This is a genomic window from Mycobacterium timonense, from assembly GCF_025821985.1.
Taxonomy (GTDB): domain Bacteria; phylum Actinomycetota; class Actinomycetes; order Mycobacteriales; family Mycobacteriaceae; genus Mycobacterium; species Mycobacterium avium.
In genome coordinates, this window is sequence record NZ_JACKSY010000042.1 from 183,702 (window position 1) to 197,424 (window position 13,723).

A 13,723-nucleotide genomic window follows, 5' to 3' on the forward strand; every position below is an offset into this window, starting at 1 on the left:
GTGTTCGAAACGGTATTGGTGGCCAACCGCGGCGAGATCGCGGTGCGAGTGATCCGCACCCTGCACCGGCTGGGCATCCGGTCGGTCGCCGTCTACAGCGATCCCGACGCCGCTGCGCGGCATGTGCTCGAGGCCGACGAAGCGGTGCGGCTGGGGCCGGCCGCGGCCCGGGACAGCTACCTGAACATCGACAAGGTCGTCGAGGCGGCGACGCGCACCGGGGCGCAGGCGATCCATCCCGGGTACGGATTCCTCTCCGAGAACGCCGATTTCGCTGCGGCATGCGAACGGGCCGGGGTGGTGTTCCTCGGCCCGCCGGCACGGGCGATCCAGGTGATGGGCGACAAGATCACCGCCAAGAACGCCGTCGCCGAATTCGACGTCCCGGTGGTGCCCGGGGTGGCCAAACCGGGGCTGGGCGACGACGAATTGGTGGCCGCCGCCGAAGAGATCGGCTACCCGGTGCTGATCAAGCCGTCGGCGGGCGGCGGCGGCAAGGGCATGCGCCTGGTGGAAGATCCGGGCAGGCTGCGCGAGGCGCTGGTGGGCGCGCGGCGCGAGGCCGCCTCGTCGTTCGGCGACGACACGCTCTTTCTGGAACGATTTGTGTTGCGCCCCAGGCACGTCGAGGTGCAGATCCTGGCCGACACGCACGGCAACGTCGTGCATCTCGGCGAACGCGAGTGCAGCCTGCAGCGGCGCCATCAAAAGGTCATCGAGGAGGCGCCGTCGCCGCTGCTCGACCCGGCGACCCGGGCGCGGATCGGGACGGCCGCCTGCAACACCGCCCGCAGCGTCGACTACGTCGGCGCCGGCACGGTGGAGTTCATCGTCTCCGCCGATCGGCCAGACGAGTTCTTCTTCATGGAGATGAACACGCGGCTGCAGGTCGAGCATCCGGTCACCGAGGCGGTGACCGGGCTGGACCTGGTGGAATGGCAGCTGCGGGTGGCCGCCGGCGAGAAGCTGGTGTTCGCCCAGGACGACATCGAACTGCGTGGGCACGCGATCGAGGCCCGGGTGTACGCCGAGGATCCGGCGCGGGGCTTCCTGCCCACCGGCGGCCGGGTGCTGGGCGTCTTCGAGCCGTCCGGTGACGGCGTGCGGGTCGACTCCTCGCTGCTGCCCGGCACCGTGGTGGGCAGCGACTACGACCCGATGCTGAGCAAGGTGATCGCCCACGGGGCCGACCGCGACGAGGCGCTGGCCAGACTCGACCGGGCGTTGAGCCACACCGCGATCCTGGGCGTCCAGACCAACGTCGAGTTCCTGCGCTTCCTGCTGGCCGACGAACGGGTACGCGCCGGCGATCTGGACACCGCGCTGCTGGATGGGCGGCTGGCCGACTGGGCGCCGCTGCCCGCACCCGACGACGTGCTCGCCGCGGCCGGGCTGTACCGGCAATCGGCGCTGGCCGCCCGGGCGCGCCGCTTCGCCGGCAACCCGTGGGCGGCGCCGACGGGGTGGCGGGCCGGCGGTAGCCCGGCACCGGTCCGTACCGACATGCGCACCGCGCTGCGTACCGAGACGGTGTCGGTGTGGGGGCCACCCGAGGCCGCCGAAGTACAGGTCGGTGCCGGCGAAAGGCTTTCGGCCAGCGCGCATCTCGGGCCGGACCGGATCAGTGTGACGCTGGACGGCCGGCGCCGCGACTACCGCTGGGCCGAGGCCGACCGGCACCTGTGGATCGCCGACGAGCGCGGAACCTGGCACCTGCGCGAGGCCGAACAGACCACCATTCACCGCGCCGCCGGCCCGCAGCGGGCCGAGATCCTCAGCCCGATGCCGGGCAGCGTGATCGCCGTCCAAACCCCTTCGGGCAGCGACGTTTCCGAAGGCGACGTGGTGGTCGTCGTGGAGGCGATGAAGATGGAGCACTCGCTGGCCGCGCCGGTTTCCGGACGGGTGGAGGTGCTGGTCTGCGTCGGCGACCAGGTGAGCGTGGACCAGGTGCTGGCCCGGGTGGTGCCCGAGGAATCCGACCCGCCGGCCGATTCGAGTAAGGACGAGACATGACCACATCCCTCACCGCGGGAACGCTGCCCAAGGAATACCAGGACCTGCGCGACACCGTCGCCGAGTTCGCGCGGACCGTCGTCGCCCCCGTGTCAGCCAAACACGATGAGGAACACAGCTTTCCGTACGAGGTCGTCGCCAAGATGGGGGAGATGGGCCTGTTCGGCCTGCCCTTCCCCGAGGAGTACGGCGGCATGGGCGGCGACTACTTCGCGCTGTCGCTGGCGTTGGAGGAACTGGGCAAGGTCGACCAGTCGGTGGCCATCACCCTGGAGGCCGGGGTCAGCCTGGGCGCCATGCCGATCTACCGGTTCGGCAACGAGGAACAGAAACGCAAGTGGCTGCCGGACTTGACGGCCGGGCGGGCGCTGGCCGGCTTCGGGCTCACCGAGCCGGGCGCCGGTTCCGACGCCGGCGCCACCCGCACCACCGCCCGGCTCGAGGACGGCGAATGGGTGATCAACGGCAGCAAGCAATTCATCACCAACTCGGGAACCGACATCACGTCGCTGGTCACCGTCACCGCCGTCACCGGCACGGTCGGCGCGGACAAGAAGGAGATCTCCACCATCATCGTGCCCAGCGGCACACCGGGATTCACCGTCGAACCGGTCTACAGCAAGGTGGGCTGGAACGCGTCGGACACCCACCCGCTGAGTTTTTCCGACGCCCGGGTGCCGGAAGAGAACCTGCTCGGGGCCCGCGGGACGGGCTACGCGAACTTCCTGTCCATCCTGGACGAGGGCCGCATCGCGATCGCCGCACTGGCGACCGGCGCCGCGCAGGGCTGCGTCGACGAGAGCGTCAAGTACGCCAAGGAGCGCCAGTCGTTCGGTCAACCGATCGGTAGCTATCAGGCGATCAGCTTCAAGATCGCCCGAATGGAGGCGCGTGCCCACGTGGCCCGCACCGCGTACTACGATGCGGCTGCAAAGATGTTGGCGGGCAAGCCCTTCAAGAAGGAGGCGGCGATCGCGAAGATGATCGCGTCGGAAGCGGCGATGGACAACGCCCGCGACGCAACCCAGATCCATGGCGGCTACGGCTTCATGAACGAATATCCGGTGGCCCGTCACTACCGCGACAGCAAGATCCTCGAAATCGGCGAGGGCACCACCGAGGTGCAGCTGATGCTCATCGCCCGCTCGCTGGGGCTGTCATGAGCGAACCAGTCAAATCGGTTGTCCAGCGCGGCTTGTGGTTCGAAGAGTTCGAGATCGGCACCACCTACCTGCACCGCCCCGGTCGCACGATCACCGAGGCCGACAACGTCTTGTTCACCACGCTGACCATGAACACCCAGTCGCTGCACCTCGACGCGGCCTGGGCCGCGCAGCAGCCGGGCTTTCGCGGCGAGCGGCTGGTGAACTCCATGTTCACCCTGTCCACCCTGGTGGGGCTGTCGGTGTCGCAGCTGACGCTCGGCACCATCGTGGCCAACCTGGGCTTCTCCGAGGTGTCGTTCCCCAAGCCCGTCTTCCACGGCGACACCCTCTACGCCGAAACCGTCTGCACCGGCAAGCGCGAGTCCAAGAGCCGGCCCGGCGAGGGCATCGTCACCCTCGAGCACACCGGGCGCAACCAGCACGGCGACGTCGTGGCCCGCGCCGTGCGCACCACGCTGGTGCAGAAGCGCCCAAGCGACCAGGAGGCCCCGTGAACCCGCACGCCGCCGGTCCGGCATGGCTGTTCTGCCCGGCCGACCGTCCCGAGCGTTTCGCCAAGGCAGCCGCGGCCGCCGACGTGGTGATCCTCGACCTGGAGGACGGCGTGGCCGAGGCGGACAAGCCCGCCGCCCGCAAGGCATTGCTGGAGACGCCGCTGGACCCCGAGCGCACCGTGGTGCGGGTCAACGCCGCCGACACCGACGAGTACGCCCGCGATCTGGAGGCGTTGGCCGGTACCGCGTACACCACGGTGATGCTGTCCAAGACCGAATCGGCGGTCCAGGTGCAGACCCTGGCGCCGCGCGGGGTGATCGCGCTGCTGGAGACCCCGCGCGGGGCGGTGTTCGCCACCGAGATCGCGGCGGCCCAGAACACGGTGGCGCTGATGTGGGGCGCCGAGGACCTGGTCGCCACGCTCGGCGGCAGCTCGAGCCGCCGGGCCGACGGCAGCTACCGGGACGTCGCCCACCACGTGCGCTCGACCGCCCTGCTGACCGCGTCGGCCTTCGGCCGGGCCGCGCTCGACGCCGTCCACTTGGACATCCGCGACCTCGACGGGTTGCGGGCCGAGGCCGAAGACGCCGTCGCGCTGGGCTTTGCCGGAACGGTGTGCATCCACCCGAGCCAGGTTCCGGTGGTGCGCCAGGCGTACCGCCCGCCCGAGGAGAAGCTGGACTGGGCGCGACGGGTGCTGGCGGCCGCCCGCAGCGAACGCGGGGTGTTCGCATTCGAGGGACAGATGGTCGACTCGCCGGTGCTCAAGCACGCGCAGATGATGCTGCGCCGGGCGGGTGAGACGGCCGCGGGCTGACCGTCCCGCCGCGGCCGGCCCGCCCGCCCGGCTGAGCGGCGACACGTCCGGGCCGTCGGTGCAATCAACGCGGTCTCTTCTGATTCGGGCGCATAATGGTGAGTACGCCAGTGTCGCGGCGAGCGAAGCCTTTCGTGTAGCTGGCGATCGACTTCCGCTCGCGGTATGCACCGAGCAAGGGAGGCGGTATGGCGCAGACATCTCAGCCGCCGATGACCGTCGACCTGCAACCGGTGCAACTCGTCGCCGCCGACGGCACCCCGACCCCCGAACATCGCTACAGCCGTGAGCTTCCCGCGGAGACGCTGAGCTGGCTCTACGAGATGATGGTGCTCACCCGGGAGCTCGACGGCGAATTCGTGAACCTCAAACGCCAAGGCCAGTTGGCGCTGTTCGCGTCCTGCCGCGGTCAGGAAGCCGCTCAGGTGGGCGCGACGGCCTGCCTGCGCAAAACCGACTGGTTGTTCCCCCAATACCGGGAACTCGGCGCCTTTTTGGTGCGCGGCATCCCGCCCGGCAACGTCGGGGCGGTGTGGCGCGGAACGTGGCACGGCGGACTGGGATTCACCGACAAGTGCTGCGCTCCGCTGTCCATCCCGATCGGCACCCAAACCCTGCACGTGGTGGGCGCGGCGATGGCCGCCCAACGGCTGGGCGAAGATTCGGTGACGATCGCGTTCCTGGGCGACGGAGCCACCAGTGTGGGCGACGTGCACGAGGCGCTGAACTTCGCCGCCGTGTTCCGCACACCCTGCGTGTTCTTCGTGCAGAACAACCAGTGGGCGATTTCCCTGCCGGTCGCCAAACAGACCGCCGCACCGTCGTTGGCGCACAAGGCAATTGGCTACGGGATGCCCGGCATCCGGGTGGACGGCAATGACGTGCTGGCCTGCTACGCGGTGACGGCCGAGGCCGCCGCCCGGGCCCGCGCCGGGGGCGGCCCGACGTTGATCGAGGCGATCACCTACCGGCTGGGGCCGCACACCACCTCCGATGACCCGACCCGGTACCGGACACAGGACGAGGTCGACCACTGGGCCGCGCTGGACCCGATCCCGCGCTACCGCAGCTACCTGCAGGGCCAGGGCCTGTGGTCGGAGCGCTTGGAGGAGCGGGTGATCGGGCGCGCCACGCGGATGCGCGCCGAGCTGCGCGACGCGGTGTTCGATGCGCCCGATCTCGACGTCGACGAGGTGTTCACCGCGGTGTACGCCGAAATCACGCCGGAGCTGCAGGCGCAGCGCCGTGCGCTGCGGACCGAACTCGAGAAAAGTGATTGAGAGATGACCCAGCTCGCTGATCGCCCGACCGGCCACGGCGAAACCCTCACCGCGGCAGTGCAGGACGTCGCGCTCGGCGCGCAGGCGTTGACCATGGTGCAGGCGCTCAACCGTGCCCTGCACGACGCGATGGCCGCCGACGAGCGGGTGCTGGTGTTCGGTGAAGACGTCGCGGTCCAGGGCGGGGTCTTCCGGGTGACCGAAGGGCTGGCGGAGGCGTTCGGCGAGAGTCGTTGCTTCGATACGCCGTTGGCGGAATCCGCGATCATCGGCATCGCGGTGGGGCTGGCGCTGCGCGGCTTCGTGCCGGTGCCCGAGATCCAGTTCGACGGGTTCTCCTACCCGGCGTTCGACCAAGTGGTCAGCCATCTGGCGAAGTACCGCACCCGGACCCGCGGCGCGATCGACATGCCGGTGACGGTCCGGGTACCGTCGTTCGGCGGAATCGGTGCCGCCGAACATCATTCGGAATCCACCGAGTCGTACTGGGCGCACACCGCCGGCCTGAAGGTGGTGGTGCCGTCCAACCCGGCCGACGCGTACTGGCTGCTGCGCCACGCCATCGCCTGCCCGGACCCGGTGATGTACCTGGAGCCCAAGCGTCGCTACCAAGGCCGCGGCCTGGTGGACGCCGGCCGGCCCGAACCGCCGATCGGGCGGGCGATGGTGCGCCGGGCGGGGACCGACGTGACCGTCGTGACCTACGGCAGTCTGGTCGGCACGGCGGTCGGGGCCGCCGAAGAGGCTCAGCGCCAACGCGGTTGGAGCCTGGAGGTCATCGACCTGCGGTCGTTGGTGCCGCTGGACTTCGACACCATCGCGACGTCCATCCACCGGACCGGTCGGTGCGTGGTGATGCACGAGGGGCCGCGGACCCTGGGTTACGGAGCCGAGCTGGCCGCCCGCATCCAGGAGGAGTTGTTCTACGAACTGGAGGCGCCGGTGTTGCGCGCGTGCGGATTCGACACCCCCTACCCGCCGGCCCGGCTGGAGAAGTGGTGGCTGCCGGGCCCGGACCGGCTGCTGGACTGCGTCGAGCGCACGTTGGAGCTGCCGTGAGCGACGAGCGCGTCAAACCGTTTCTGGTCCCGGATCTCGGCGAGGGACTCGAAGAGGTGACCGTGACGCACTGGAACGTCGCGGTGGGCGACGACGTCGAGCTCAACCAGGTGTTGTGCACGGTGGAGACGGCCAAGGCCGAGGTGGAGCTGCCCAGCCCGTACGCGGGGCGGATCGTCGAAATGAACGGCGCCGAGGGCGATGTGCTCAAGGTGGGCGCGGTGCTGGTGCGGCTGGACACCGCCCCCGAGAGCGGCGAGCCGCCAGCGGCCGAGACGGCGCCCACACTGGTCGGTTACGGCGCCGATGCCGGGATCGACACCAGCCGGCGGACCGCCCGCCCGCTGGCTGCCCCTCCGGTGCGCAAGCTGGCCAAGGAGCTGATGGTCGACCTCGGCTCGCTGCGGCCCCGCTCCGGCGCCGTCATCACCCGCGAGGATGTGCTCTCGGCGGCCCACGGCACCGGCAACGGGGCCGAGGTCCGGCCGGTTCAGGGCGTCCAGGCCCGGATGGCCGACAAAATGACCTTGTCGCACAAGGAGATTCCGGCCGCGACGGTTAGCGTGCAGGTCGACTGCACCGCACTGGTCCGGCTGTCCGAGCGGCTGGGTCCGGCGGAGCAGAGGATAACGCCGTTCGTGCTGACGCTGCGGCTGCTGGTCATCGCGTTGCGCCGCAACGAGATCATGAACTCGACCTGGGTCGACACCCCGCAGGGGCCGCAGGTGCGCATCGAGCATCGGGTGCACCTGGGCGTCGCGGTGGCCACCGAACGGGGCCTGCTGGTGCCGGTCATCGCCGACGCACACACCAAGACGACTCGTGAATTGGCAAGTCGGGCAGCAGAATTGATCTCCGGCGCGCGTGCCGGCTCGCTCACGCCGGGGGAGCTGCGGGGATCGACGTTCACCGTGTCGAACTTCGGGGCGCTAGGCGTGGACGACGGTGTGCCCGTGATCAACCACCCCGAAGCGGCCATCCTGGGGATGGGTGCGATCAAGCCACGCCCGGTGGCCGTCGGCACGGAGGTCGTGGTGCGCCCGACCATGTCGCTCAGCGCCGTGTTCGACCACCGCATCGCCGACGGCGCGCAGGCGGCTCGATTCGTTTGCGAGCTGCGGGATTTGATCGAATCGCCGGAAACCGCGCTGCTGGATTTGTGAGCCTACTTGCGTTGCGCGGCGGCCAATCGCTGTGCGAACTCCGGTGATTGAATGGAATGTGCCTGCGGGCCCAGCTCGGTGCGCATGGCGTGCTGATGCTGTTCGTTGTCGAGCGAGCCGAGACTGATGGTGGCGCGCATCGTGGCCTTGGTCGCCAGCACCACCTCGCGCGGGGCGGCCGCCGGGCCGGCGGCCAGTTCGAGCGCCGCGGCCACCGGGTCGTCCGCGACGCTGAGCGCCAGGCCATGGCGCACCGCGGCCTCGGCGTCGAAGCGCATGCCGAACAACAGGGCCGCGCGGGCGACCTGCGGGCCCACCGCGCGCTGCAGCATCCAGGTGGCGCCTCCGCCCGGGTGCAGGCCCAGCTGCTGGAATCGCGGATCGAACAGGGCGGCGGGCCCGGCGATGCGCACGTCGGCCGCCAGGGCCAGGTTCAGGCCCGCGCCGACGGCCGCGCCGTTGACCGCGGCGATGGTGGGCAGCCGGCAACTTCCGATCGCCATGAAGCCGTCGTAAAGCTGCTGCAGCCCCGTCTCGGCCGAGCCTCCGCCGGCGGCGCCCAGGGCGCTGAGGTCGGCGCCGGCGCAAAACGCCTTGCCGGCGCCGGTGATCACCACGGCGTGCACGTCGGAGTCGGCCTCGACCCGCTCGACGGCCTCGCGCAACCGCCCCGACATCTCGGCGGTCACCGCGTTGCGCCGGTCGGGATCGTTGACGGTGATGAGCGCGACGTGGTTCTCGATGTCGAGCAGGACGAGGTTTGACTGGGCCATCGGGCACCTCCGGTTCGGGTGTGGGCTGCGGTCTCGGCTCGCCGCCAGGAGTGACGCGGCGACAGGGCGAGGTAAGGGTACTGCGAGGCCTTGCCGGGCCCCCGCGCGAGCAGTCCCCTCGCCCGGTCCCAGCGCGAGCAGTCACAAAAGCGCCCTGAAGCCCGGCGTGTCGGGTGCTTTTGCGTCTGCTCGCGGGGCGACGGGCGGGCGCGGTCGGCGCGGCCGGCCCGTCACGGCGCGCCGGCGCGGTCAGGCCTCGGGTTTCGCCAATTTCTTGGCCAGCTCATCGAGTTCGGCCTGGCGTGCGCGCACCGCACAGGCCCGGTAGTCGCTGCGTGAGCCGTACGTCATCGTCGGCGGCAGAGCATCGTTGCGCAATCTGGTGTTAGCGTAATGGATTGCGGCATCGATCATTTCGATGTAGCGCTCGGCGTCGTGCTCGGCGCAGGAACCCTCGATGCGCTGGATCTCGTCCCAACACGGATACGACGTGTACCGCGCGTCGAGTTGTTGTTGTGAGACTTGCGATCCGAAGTAGCAACGCCAGTCGCGGCTCAGCCAGCCCCTGGTCTTGACTTCGACTTTGATTCGATTGCCAACTCCGGCTATGAACCTCGGTTTCCCAACCCGGACCACCGGCTGCCAGTCACTCGACGCCATGTTTCGCCAACCCCTCGAAGAGAAGACGCTCTAAGTAATGATCTCCCCGTGAGCGTCATCTGCTCGTCTTGACACGCTGTTCCCAGAATGCTGAAACCGCAAACTTTTCACAACACTTGATTTTTCGGCGCAGGTGCGGTCCGTTTAGCGTGCCCGAAACGCCATGACCGGCGGTTCGGCGTGCGTTTTCCGCGGTGCTTGATCCCGGTCGTGACCGCGCCGGACCCGACGAGCGCGGCCCTGGTGTGCCGTTCCGGCGCCGCGGCGTCCATAGTTGAAGTGGCGCAACGTGTTTCGGCTGCGGCCGATCGGCTCAGAGGTGGGCCGCCACGAAAGTCGCGGCCTGGGCCGGCATGCCGGACTGTCGGTAGGACAGGTGCGCGGGGGAGACCATCTCGTCGTGCGACGGCAGCGCCAGCGGTCCGCCAGGAGTGCACACCGGATCGCCGGGTGCGCACAAGTCAATGGCTTTGGCCCCGTACCACGGGCTGACCACGCTGACCGGCGCGCCCAGATACCGGTCGGACGGATTGCCGAACAGGGCCAGCGCTGATACGTGCTCGGCCTGGTCGGCGTTCAGCGTCTGCGGAATCAACCCCGCCACCGGCGCCTGCGCGATGGTGATCAGGTCGATCACCATGGCGCCCTGGGAATATCCGCCGAGCACCAGCTTGGTTTGGGGCAGTCGGCCACCATGGACTGGACGTGAGCGCTGGCGTCGCCGGCGCCGGCGGACGCCGAGGCGGCGAAATCGTCGTCGGCGGGGTAGTTGACCGGATACACGCCCAGCGACCGGGCGCCGGCCTGGCTGCGCAGCGCCTCGACGAATGCCTGCCCAACCCCGCCCACCCCGGGCGGCTCGGCGGTGCCGCGGGCGAACGTCACCTCGATGTCGGGGCACGGCGCGGCGGATGCGGGCAGCGGCGCGCCCAGCAGCGTCGCCCCGGCCGTCACTGCCCCGGCGCCCAGCAAACCCGCCCATCGGCGTGCGTTCACCCGCCCATGCTGACATATCGGGAGCGTGGCGCGCCGGGAATTCGCCGCCGCGATCCACCCTGGTGCCCCGTTGACCCAGGTCCGGCGTCTCGCCGCTGGGCCGAAGAACGGGGCGATGCGACGCTGCCCTGCTGACTTCCGTTGTGGCACAACGGTTTTAGATGTGCGCCGGCTGGGCGTTTGGCGTGCTGAGTTCGGCGGCCGATTCGCGGCGCCCCGCCAATTGATGGCTACCGGCAAAGCGGCTTCGTATTGTCGTCTTTGCAGTGAATACAATACTCGTCGTCTTGATTTTGTGTTTCGTGTATCGAATGACATCCAGGGCACTCCTGAATGTATTTGTGGTTCGGATTCAAGCACGGCGTCATCAGCGCTTGTTTTTGCCGGAATCGGTTTGCTGAACTTCGACTTCTACTGGCTGGCATCCCGATCGATTTTCCTGTTCAGTCGGTGAGAAGCGGTTCCTGTGACCGCAGCCACAAGCCTTTGCGCCTGTCAAATTTCTGTTCCCCGCCGCGCCCGGTTCAAACCCCCGCGTGCCGGGTGCCGCGAAAATACCGCACGCCGCCTGCGGGCGCGACGTCACGGGTCCACTTACCCGAGCCCGCGAAAATGGCGTAGTCGGCTACTCTAGACGACTCGTTCCGCCGCGCCGGAGACTTTTAGAGTCCCTGTCCCCTCTCGCGGAAGGTTCTGCTCATGACCATCCTTGCCACCACCCTCGTCCATCCCAACCCCGGGGTCGCGTGGGACGACATCCAAAAGCAACTCAAGCGCGCCAGCGGGCTTGCCCGCAAACACGGCGCGGAGAACGTCACGGTGCTGGTCAACATGGTCGGAGGCCAGGGCACCAACTCCATCGGCTTCCTGACCACCGCCAAGGACTGGGCCACCTACGGCCAGATCCAGCAGAGCCTCAGCAGTGACCCGGATTACCAGGGCCTGCTCGTGGACTCGGCACAGATCGCCACCTGGGAGAACTACGTCAGCCAGACGATCGAGGTCTAGCCACCCGCTGTCACGTCGTCGCTGACAAGCGTCGGCATGCTCCTGTCATCGATCGCCTAGGTAGTCCTCGTGACTACCTAGGCGACAGGGGCCGGCCCGCCACCGGGCAATCGCTCGCCACCGAGGGGTTGGCGCGACGCCCGGTCGCGGAGGCCAAGGTCATACAACGGTCTCGGTGCCCCCGGCACGACTCGAACGTGCGACCTAGGATTAGAAGGACTTTTCGGCCGTTGCTGACGGGCGTCTAGCAACGGCTGTGCTTGCCGTGGCCCTTGCAGCTGCCCTAATGCCCCAGTGTCCCTACGCTGCTGAAAGCCAGCAAACCGATACAGGACAGTAATCGGCAAAAGCCCAGGTCGCCAGTGATCCCAGCAACTTTGCTCGCGGGGGTGACAAGGTGGGTACAGGCCGGGTTTGCCGTGCTCCGGACAGTAATGGGGCTTGCCCGATACAGCGGCGGAAATGCCAGCGGCAGCAGCCGGGGAGGCTGTTGTATCGCTCACGGCGTTTCCTTCCGAAATCCGTCGGTCCTCCGCGCTAGGGTGCTGGCAGCTAGGGCACTGGCTCTTGTCAAACAACGCACGGAAGAGTTCAAAGACCGATGAGTGTCACGAACGGCATAACTACGGCAAGCGGTCAGGGCTCCTACAACGCCGCCGCCGAAGAGGCCTGGATGGCAAAGGAGTGCCCGAATTGTGCTGCTCCGATGACATTCGCCGTTGCTCAGCGGTTTGTACGAACACCGCAAAACCAGAATAGGCTCGTCAATGTTTGGCTTTACTGCGTGAAGTGCAGGCGGGGCGCAGTTGACAACGACGGGGCGATATCACCGGGCAAGAGAGAGTACCCCACGCCGGACGGTACGCCGGATGCGGAGAAGCTGCTGTGGGAGGAAATTCGAAGCTGCCTATCGGTCAATGCCTACAATGCGGTCGCCATGCTGTGCCGAAAGCTGTTGCTACACCTTGTTTTCACGCATGAACGAAGTCAGAACCCTGGAGCCACGCCACGCAACATCACCTTTGCGCAGGCCGTCCAGTACCTCCTAGACAATGGGGTGATCACTGCCGCGAACGAGCCCCTTGCGGTGGAAATAAAGAACATTGGCAACCGAGCGAACCACGAGCTTCCTAACATCACTGAAGGCGATGCCCGAAAGATCCTGCTGTTCATGAATTATCTCTTCGTCAGTCTGTATGAGATACCCAAGCAAGCAAGTATACCAACAGTTTTCGTTGGTACAGCCGCTGAACCCTATGAAGGAGACCTAGAGCCAGATGTCGGCAGCGACCACGCCCAGGAGTGAAATTGGGGGACGGATCGCTACTGGCGGATAGCTTCCTATCGCGCAACTCATGGCTGTCTGGTGTTGTGGTCGCGGTGGTCCTGTTCCTGATCACCACAGGTCTTGCGTTGCACTGGCGTAACCGAGACAAGGACTCAAAACACCTGGATTATCAAATCCTTTCGGATACACCGATTGTCACCAGCCGCGACCGACCTGAAATCTTGAAGGTCATCTACGGCGCGAACAAAGTTAGCAACCCCTTCATCACTGAACTGAGGTCAAAAACACTGGCAAGCAGTTGTCGAAGCAGGCGATCTCCTTGCTCCTTTGGCGATCCGGCAAAGCGGCGCAACGGTTTCGGACATCAATGATCTCGGCCAGTCGGAGCCGAACCTCATCAACTTCTCGAAATCAGTGTTGATGGCTCCACAGGAACAAAGCCGGTCAACGTCAGGCCATACACACTCGATCCCGGTGGTTGGCTCATTATAGTGATTTACGACAGTAGCTCCCCGGCTCGCGAAAGTGTCACAGCTATCGGGCGAATCAAAGGTCAGACCAGACCGCCCAAGATTTATGAGAAACGAGGGCCCCTTCCTGCAAGCCGCAGAGTAACGCGCGCAGTACCCGTCCTCACGGGCCTTATTCTCCTGGTAGCTGGCCTGTTCGTCGTGTCGATGGAATCGGTGAGCGACAAGGCAAAATCCTTGGCAGCAGTGCCGGCGGCCGCACTCATCGCCCCAGGCTGCGGGATTTTCGGATTTCCCCTCTCACGCAGGATGAGAATCGTGGGTTGTGCCCCGTGAAGTGGTGTAAAGCCGGTCGGCGTTTCGCTTGAGGCTCTGCGAGTTTCCACTATGCCGTGATGGCGGCGGGGGCGGCAACGGATTGGTCGGCTGAATCGGAGCGGGGATGTAATAGGGCCAGGGTGGTCTCGGAGAGATAGCGCTTTTCGGCGATTTGCCATTCGTCGTGGGCTTCGACGAGAACGGAGCCGGCCAG

13 protein-coding genes and 2 pseudogenes are annotated in these 13,723 nt (G+C 67.3%); 11 read left to right on the forward strand and 4 right to left on the reverse strand.

Annotated features, from left to right (window positions below):
• From H7I87_RS12500 to H7I87_RS12530, 7 genes are all read left to right on the forward strand, one after another.
• Window positions 1-2,016, forward strand: a complete 2,016-nt coding sequence (locus tag H7I87_RS12500; RefSeq protein ID WP_033726741.1) for an acetyl/propionyl/methylcrotonyl-CoA carboxylase subunit alpha — start codon at window positions 1-3, stop codon at window positions 2,014-2,016.
• Window positions 2,013-3,179, forward strand: coding sequence for an acyl-CoA dehydrogenase family protein (locus tag H7I87_RS12505; protein ID WP_003877427.1), 1,167 nt, complete (start codon window positions 2,013-2,015; stop codon window positions 3,177-3,179). The genes H7I87_RS12500 and H7I87_RS12505 overlap by 4 nt, the downstream gene beginning before the upstream one ends.
• Window positions 3,176-3,676, forward strand: a complete 501-nt coding sequence (locus H7I87_RS12510) for a MaoC family dehydratase (RefSeq protein WP_010949555.1) — start codon at window positions 3,176-3,178, stop codon at window positions 3,674-3,676. The genes H7I87_RS12505 and H7I87_RS12510 overlap by 4 nt, the downstream gene beginning before the upstream one ends.
• Window positions 3,673-4,494, forward strand: a complete 822-nt coding sequence (locus H7I87_RS12515; RefSeq protein WP_019732007.1) for an HpcH/HpaI aldolase/citrate lyase family protein — start codon at window positions 3,673-3,675, stop codon at window positions 4,492-4,494. The genes H7I87_RS12510 and H7I87_RS12515 overlap by 4 nt, the downstream gene beginning before the upstream one ends.
• 188 nt (window positions 4,495-4,682) lie before the next feature.
• Entirely contained in the window at window positions 4,683-5,774 is a 1,092-nt protein-coding gene (gene pdhA, locus H7I87_RS12520) for a pyruvate dehydrogenase (acetyl-transferring) E1 component subunit alpha (RefSeq protein WP_023863596.1), read from the forward strand.
• Window positions 5,775-5,777: 3 nt separating this feature from the next.
• Entirely contained in the window at window positions 5,778-6,833 is a 1,056-nt protein-coding gene (bkdB, locus tag H7I87_RS12525; protein WP_009975912.1) for a 3-methyl-2-oxobutanoate dehydrogenase subunit beta, read from the forward strand.
• Window positions 6,830-7,996 (forward strand): dihydrolipoamide acetyltransferase family protein, encoded by a 1,167-nt coding sequence (locus H7I87_RS12530; RefSeq protein WP_023898074.1) that lies wholly within the window; start codon window positions 6,830-6,832, stop codon window positions 7,994-7,996. Before bkdB ends, H7I87_RS12530 begins: the two co-directional genes overlap by 4 nt.
• Before the next feature lie 2 nt (window positions 7,997-7,998).
• Here H7I87_RS12530 and H7I87_RS12535 read toward each other — a convergent pair whose 3' ends face one another.
• The 3 genes and pseudogenes from H7I87_RS12535 to H7I87_RS12545 all read right to left on the reverse strand — a co-directional run bounded on the left by H7I87_RS12535 (window position 7,999) and on the right by H7I87_RS12545 (window position 10,425).
• Window positions 7,999-8,769, reverse strand: a complete 771-nt coding sequence (locus H7I87_RS12535; RefSeq protein WP_003877431.1) for an enoyl-CoA hydratase — start codon at window positions 8,767-8,769, stop codon at window positions 7,999-8,001.
• A gap of 249 nt (window positions 8,770-9,018) precedes the next feature.
• Window positions 9,019-9,429, reverse strand: coding sequence for a hypothetical protein (locus tag H7I87_RS12540; protein WP_011724291.1), 411 nt, complete (start codon window positions 9,427-9,429; stop codon window positions 9,019-9,021).
• Window positions 9,430-9,742: 313 nt separating this feature from the next.
• Window positions 9,743-10,425 (reverse strand): annotated as a pseudogene (locus H7I87_RS12545) (cutinase family protein).
• Between the two features lie 25 nt (window positions 10,426-10,450).
• On the opposite strand from H7I87_RS12545, the gene H7I87_RS12550 reads away from it, so the two are divergent.
• From H7I87_RS12550 to H7I87_RS12565, 4 genes are all read left to right on the forward strand, one after another.
• Window positions 10,451-10,879: a hypothetical protein gene (locus tag H7I87_RS12550; protein ID WP_129560193.1), complete on the forward strand. Its 429-nt coding sequence runs from the start codon at window positions 10,451-10,453 to the stop codon at window positions 10,877-10,879.
• A 245-nt stretch (window positions 10,880-11,124) separates the two neighbouring features.
• Window positions 11,125-11,433 (forward strand): hypothetical protein, encoded by a 309-nt coding sequence (locus H7I87_RS12555; protein ID WP_003873077.1) that lies wholly within the window; start codon window positions 11,125-11,127, stop codon window positions 11,431-11,433.
• A gap of 601 nt (window positions 11,434-12,034) precedes the next feature.
• Window positions 12,035-12,739: a DUF4145 domain-containing protein gene (locus tag H7I87_RS12560; protein WP_080687456.1), complete on the forward strand. Its 705-nt coding sequence runs from the start codon at window positions 12,035-12,037 to the stop codon at window positions 12,737-12,739.
• A gap of 2 nt (window positions 12,740-12,741) precedes the next feature.
• Window positions 12,742-13,092 (forward strand): hypothetical protein, encoded by a 351-nt coding sequence (locus H7I87_RS12565; RefSeq protein ID WP_139800067.1) that lies wholly within the window; start codon window positions 12,742-12,744, stop codon window positions 13,090-13,092.
• Window positions 13,093-13,576: 484 nt separating this feature from the next.
• On the opposite strand, the pseudogene H7I87_RS12570 reads toward H7I87_RS12565, so the two are convergent.
• Window positions 13,577-13,723 (reverse strand): annotated as a pseudogene (locus H7I87_RS12570) (IS256 family transposase); the annotation flags it as partial.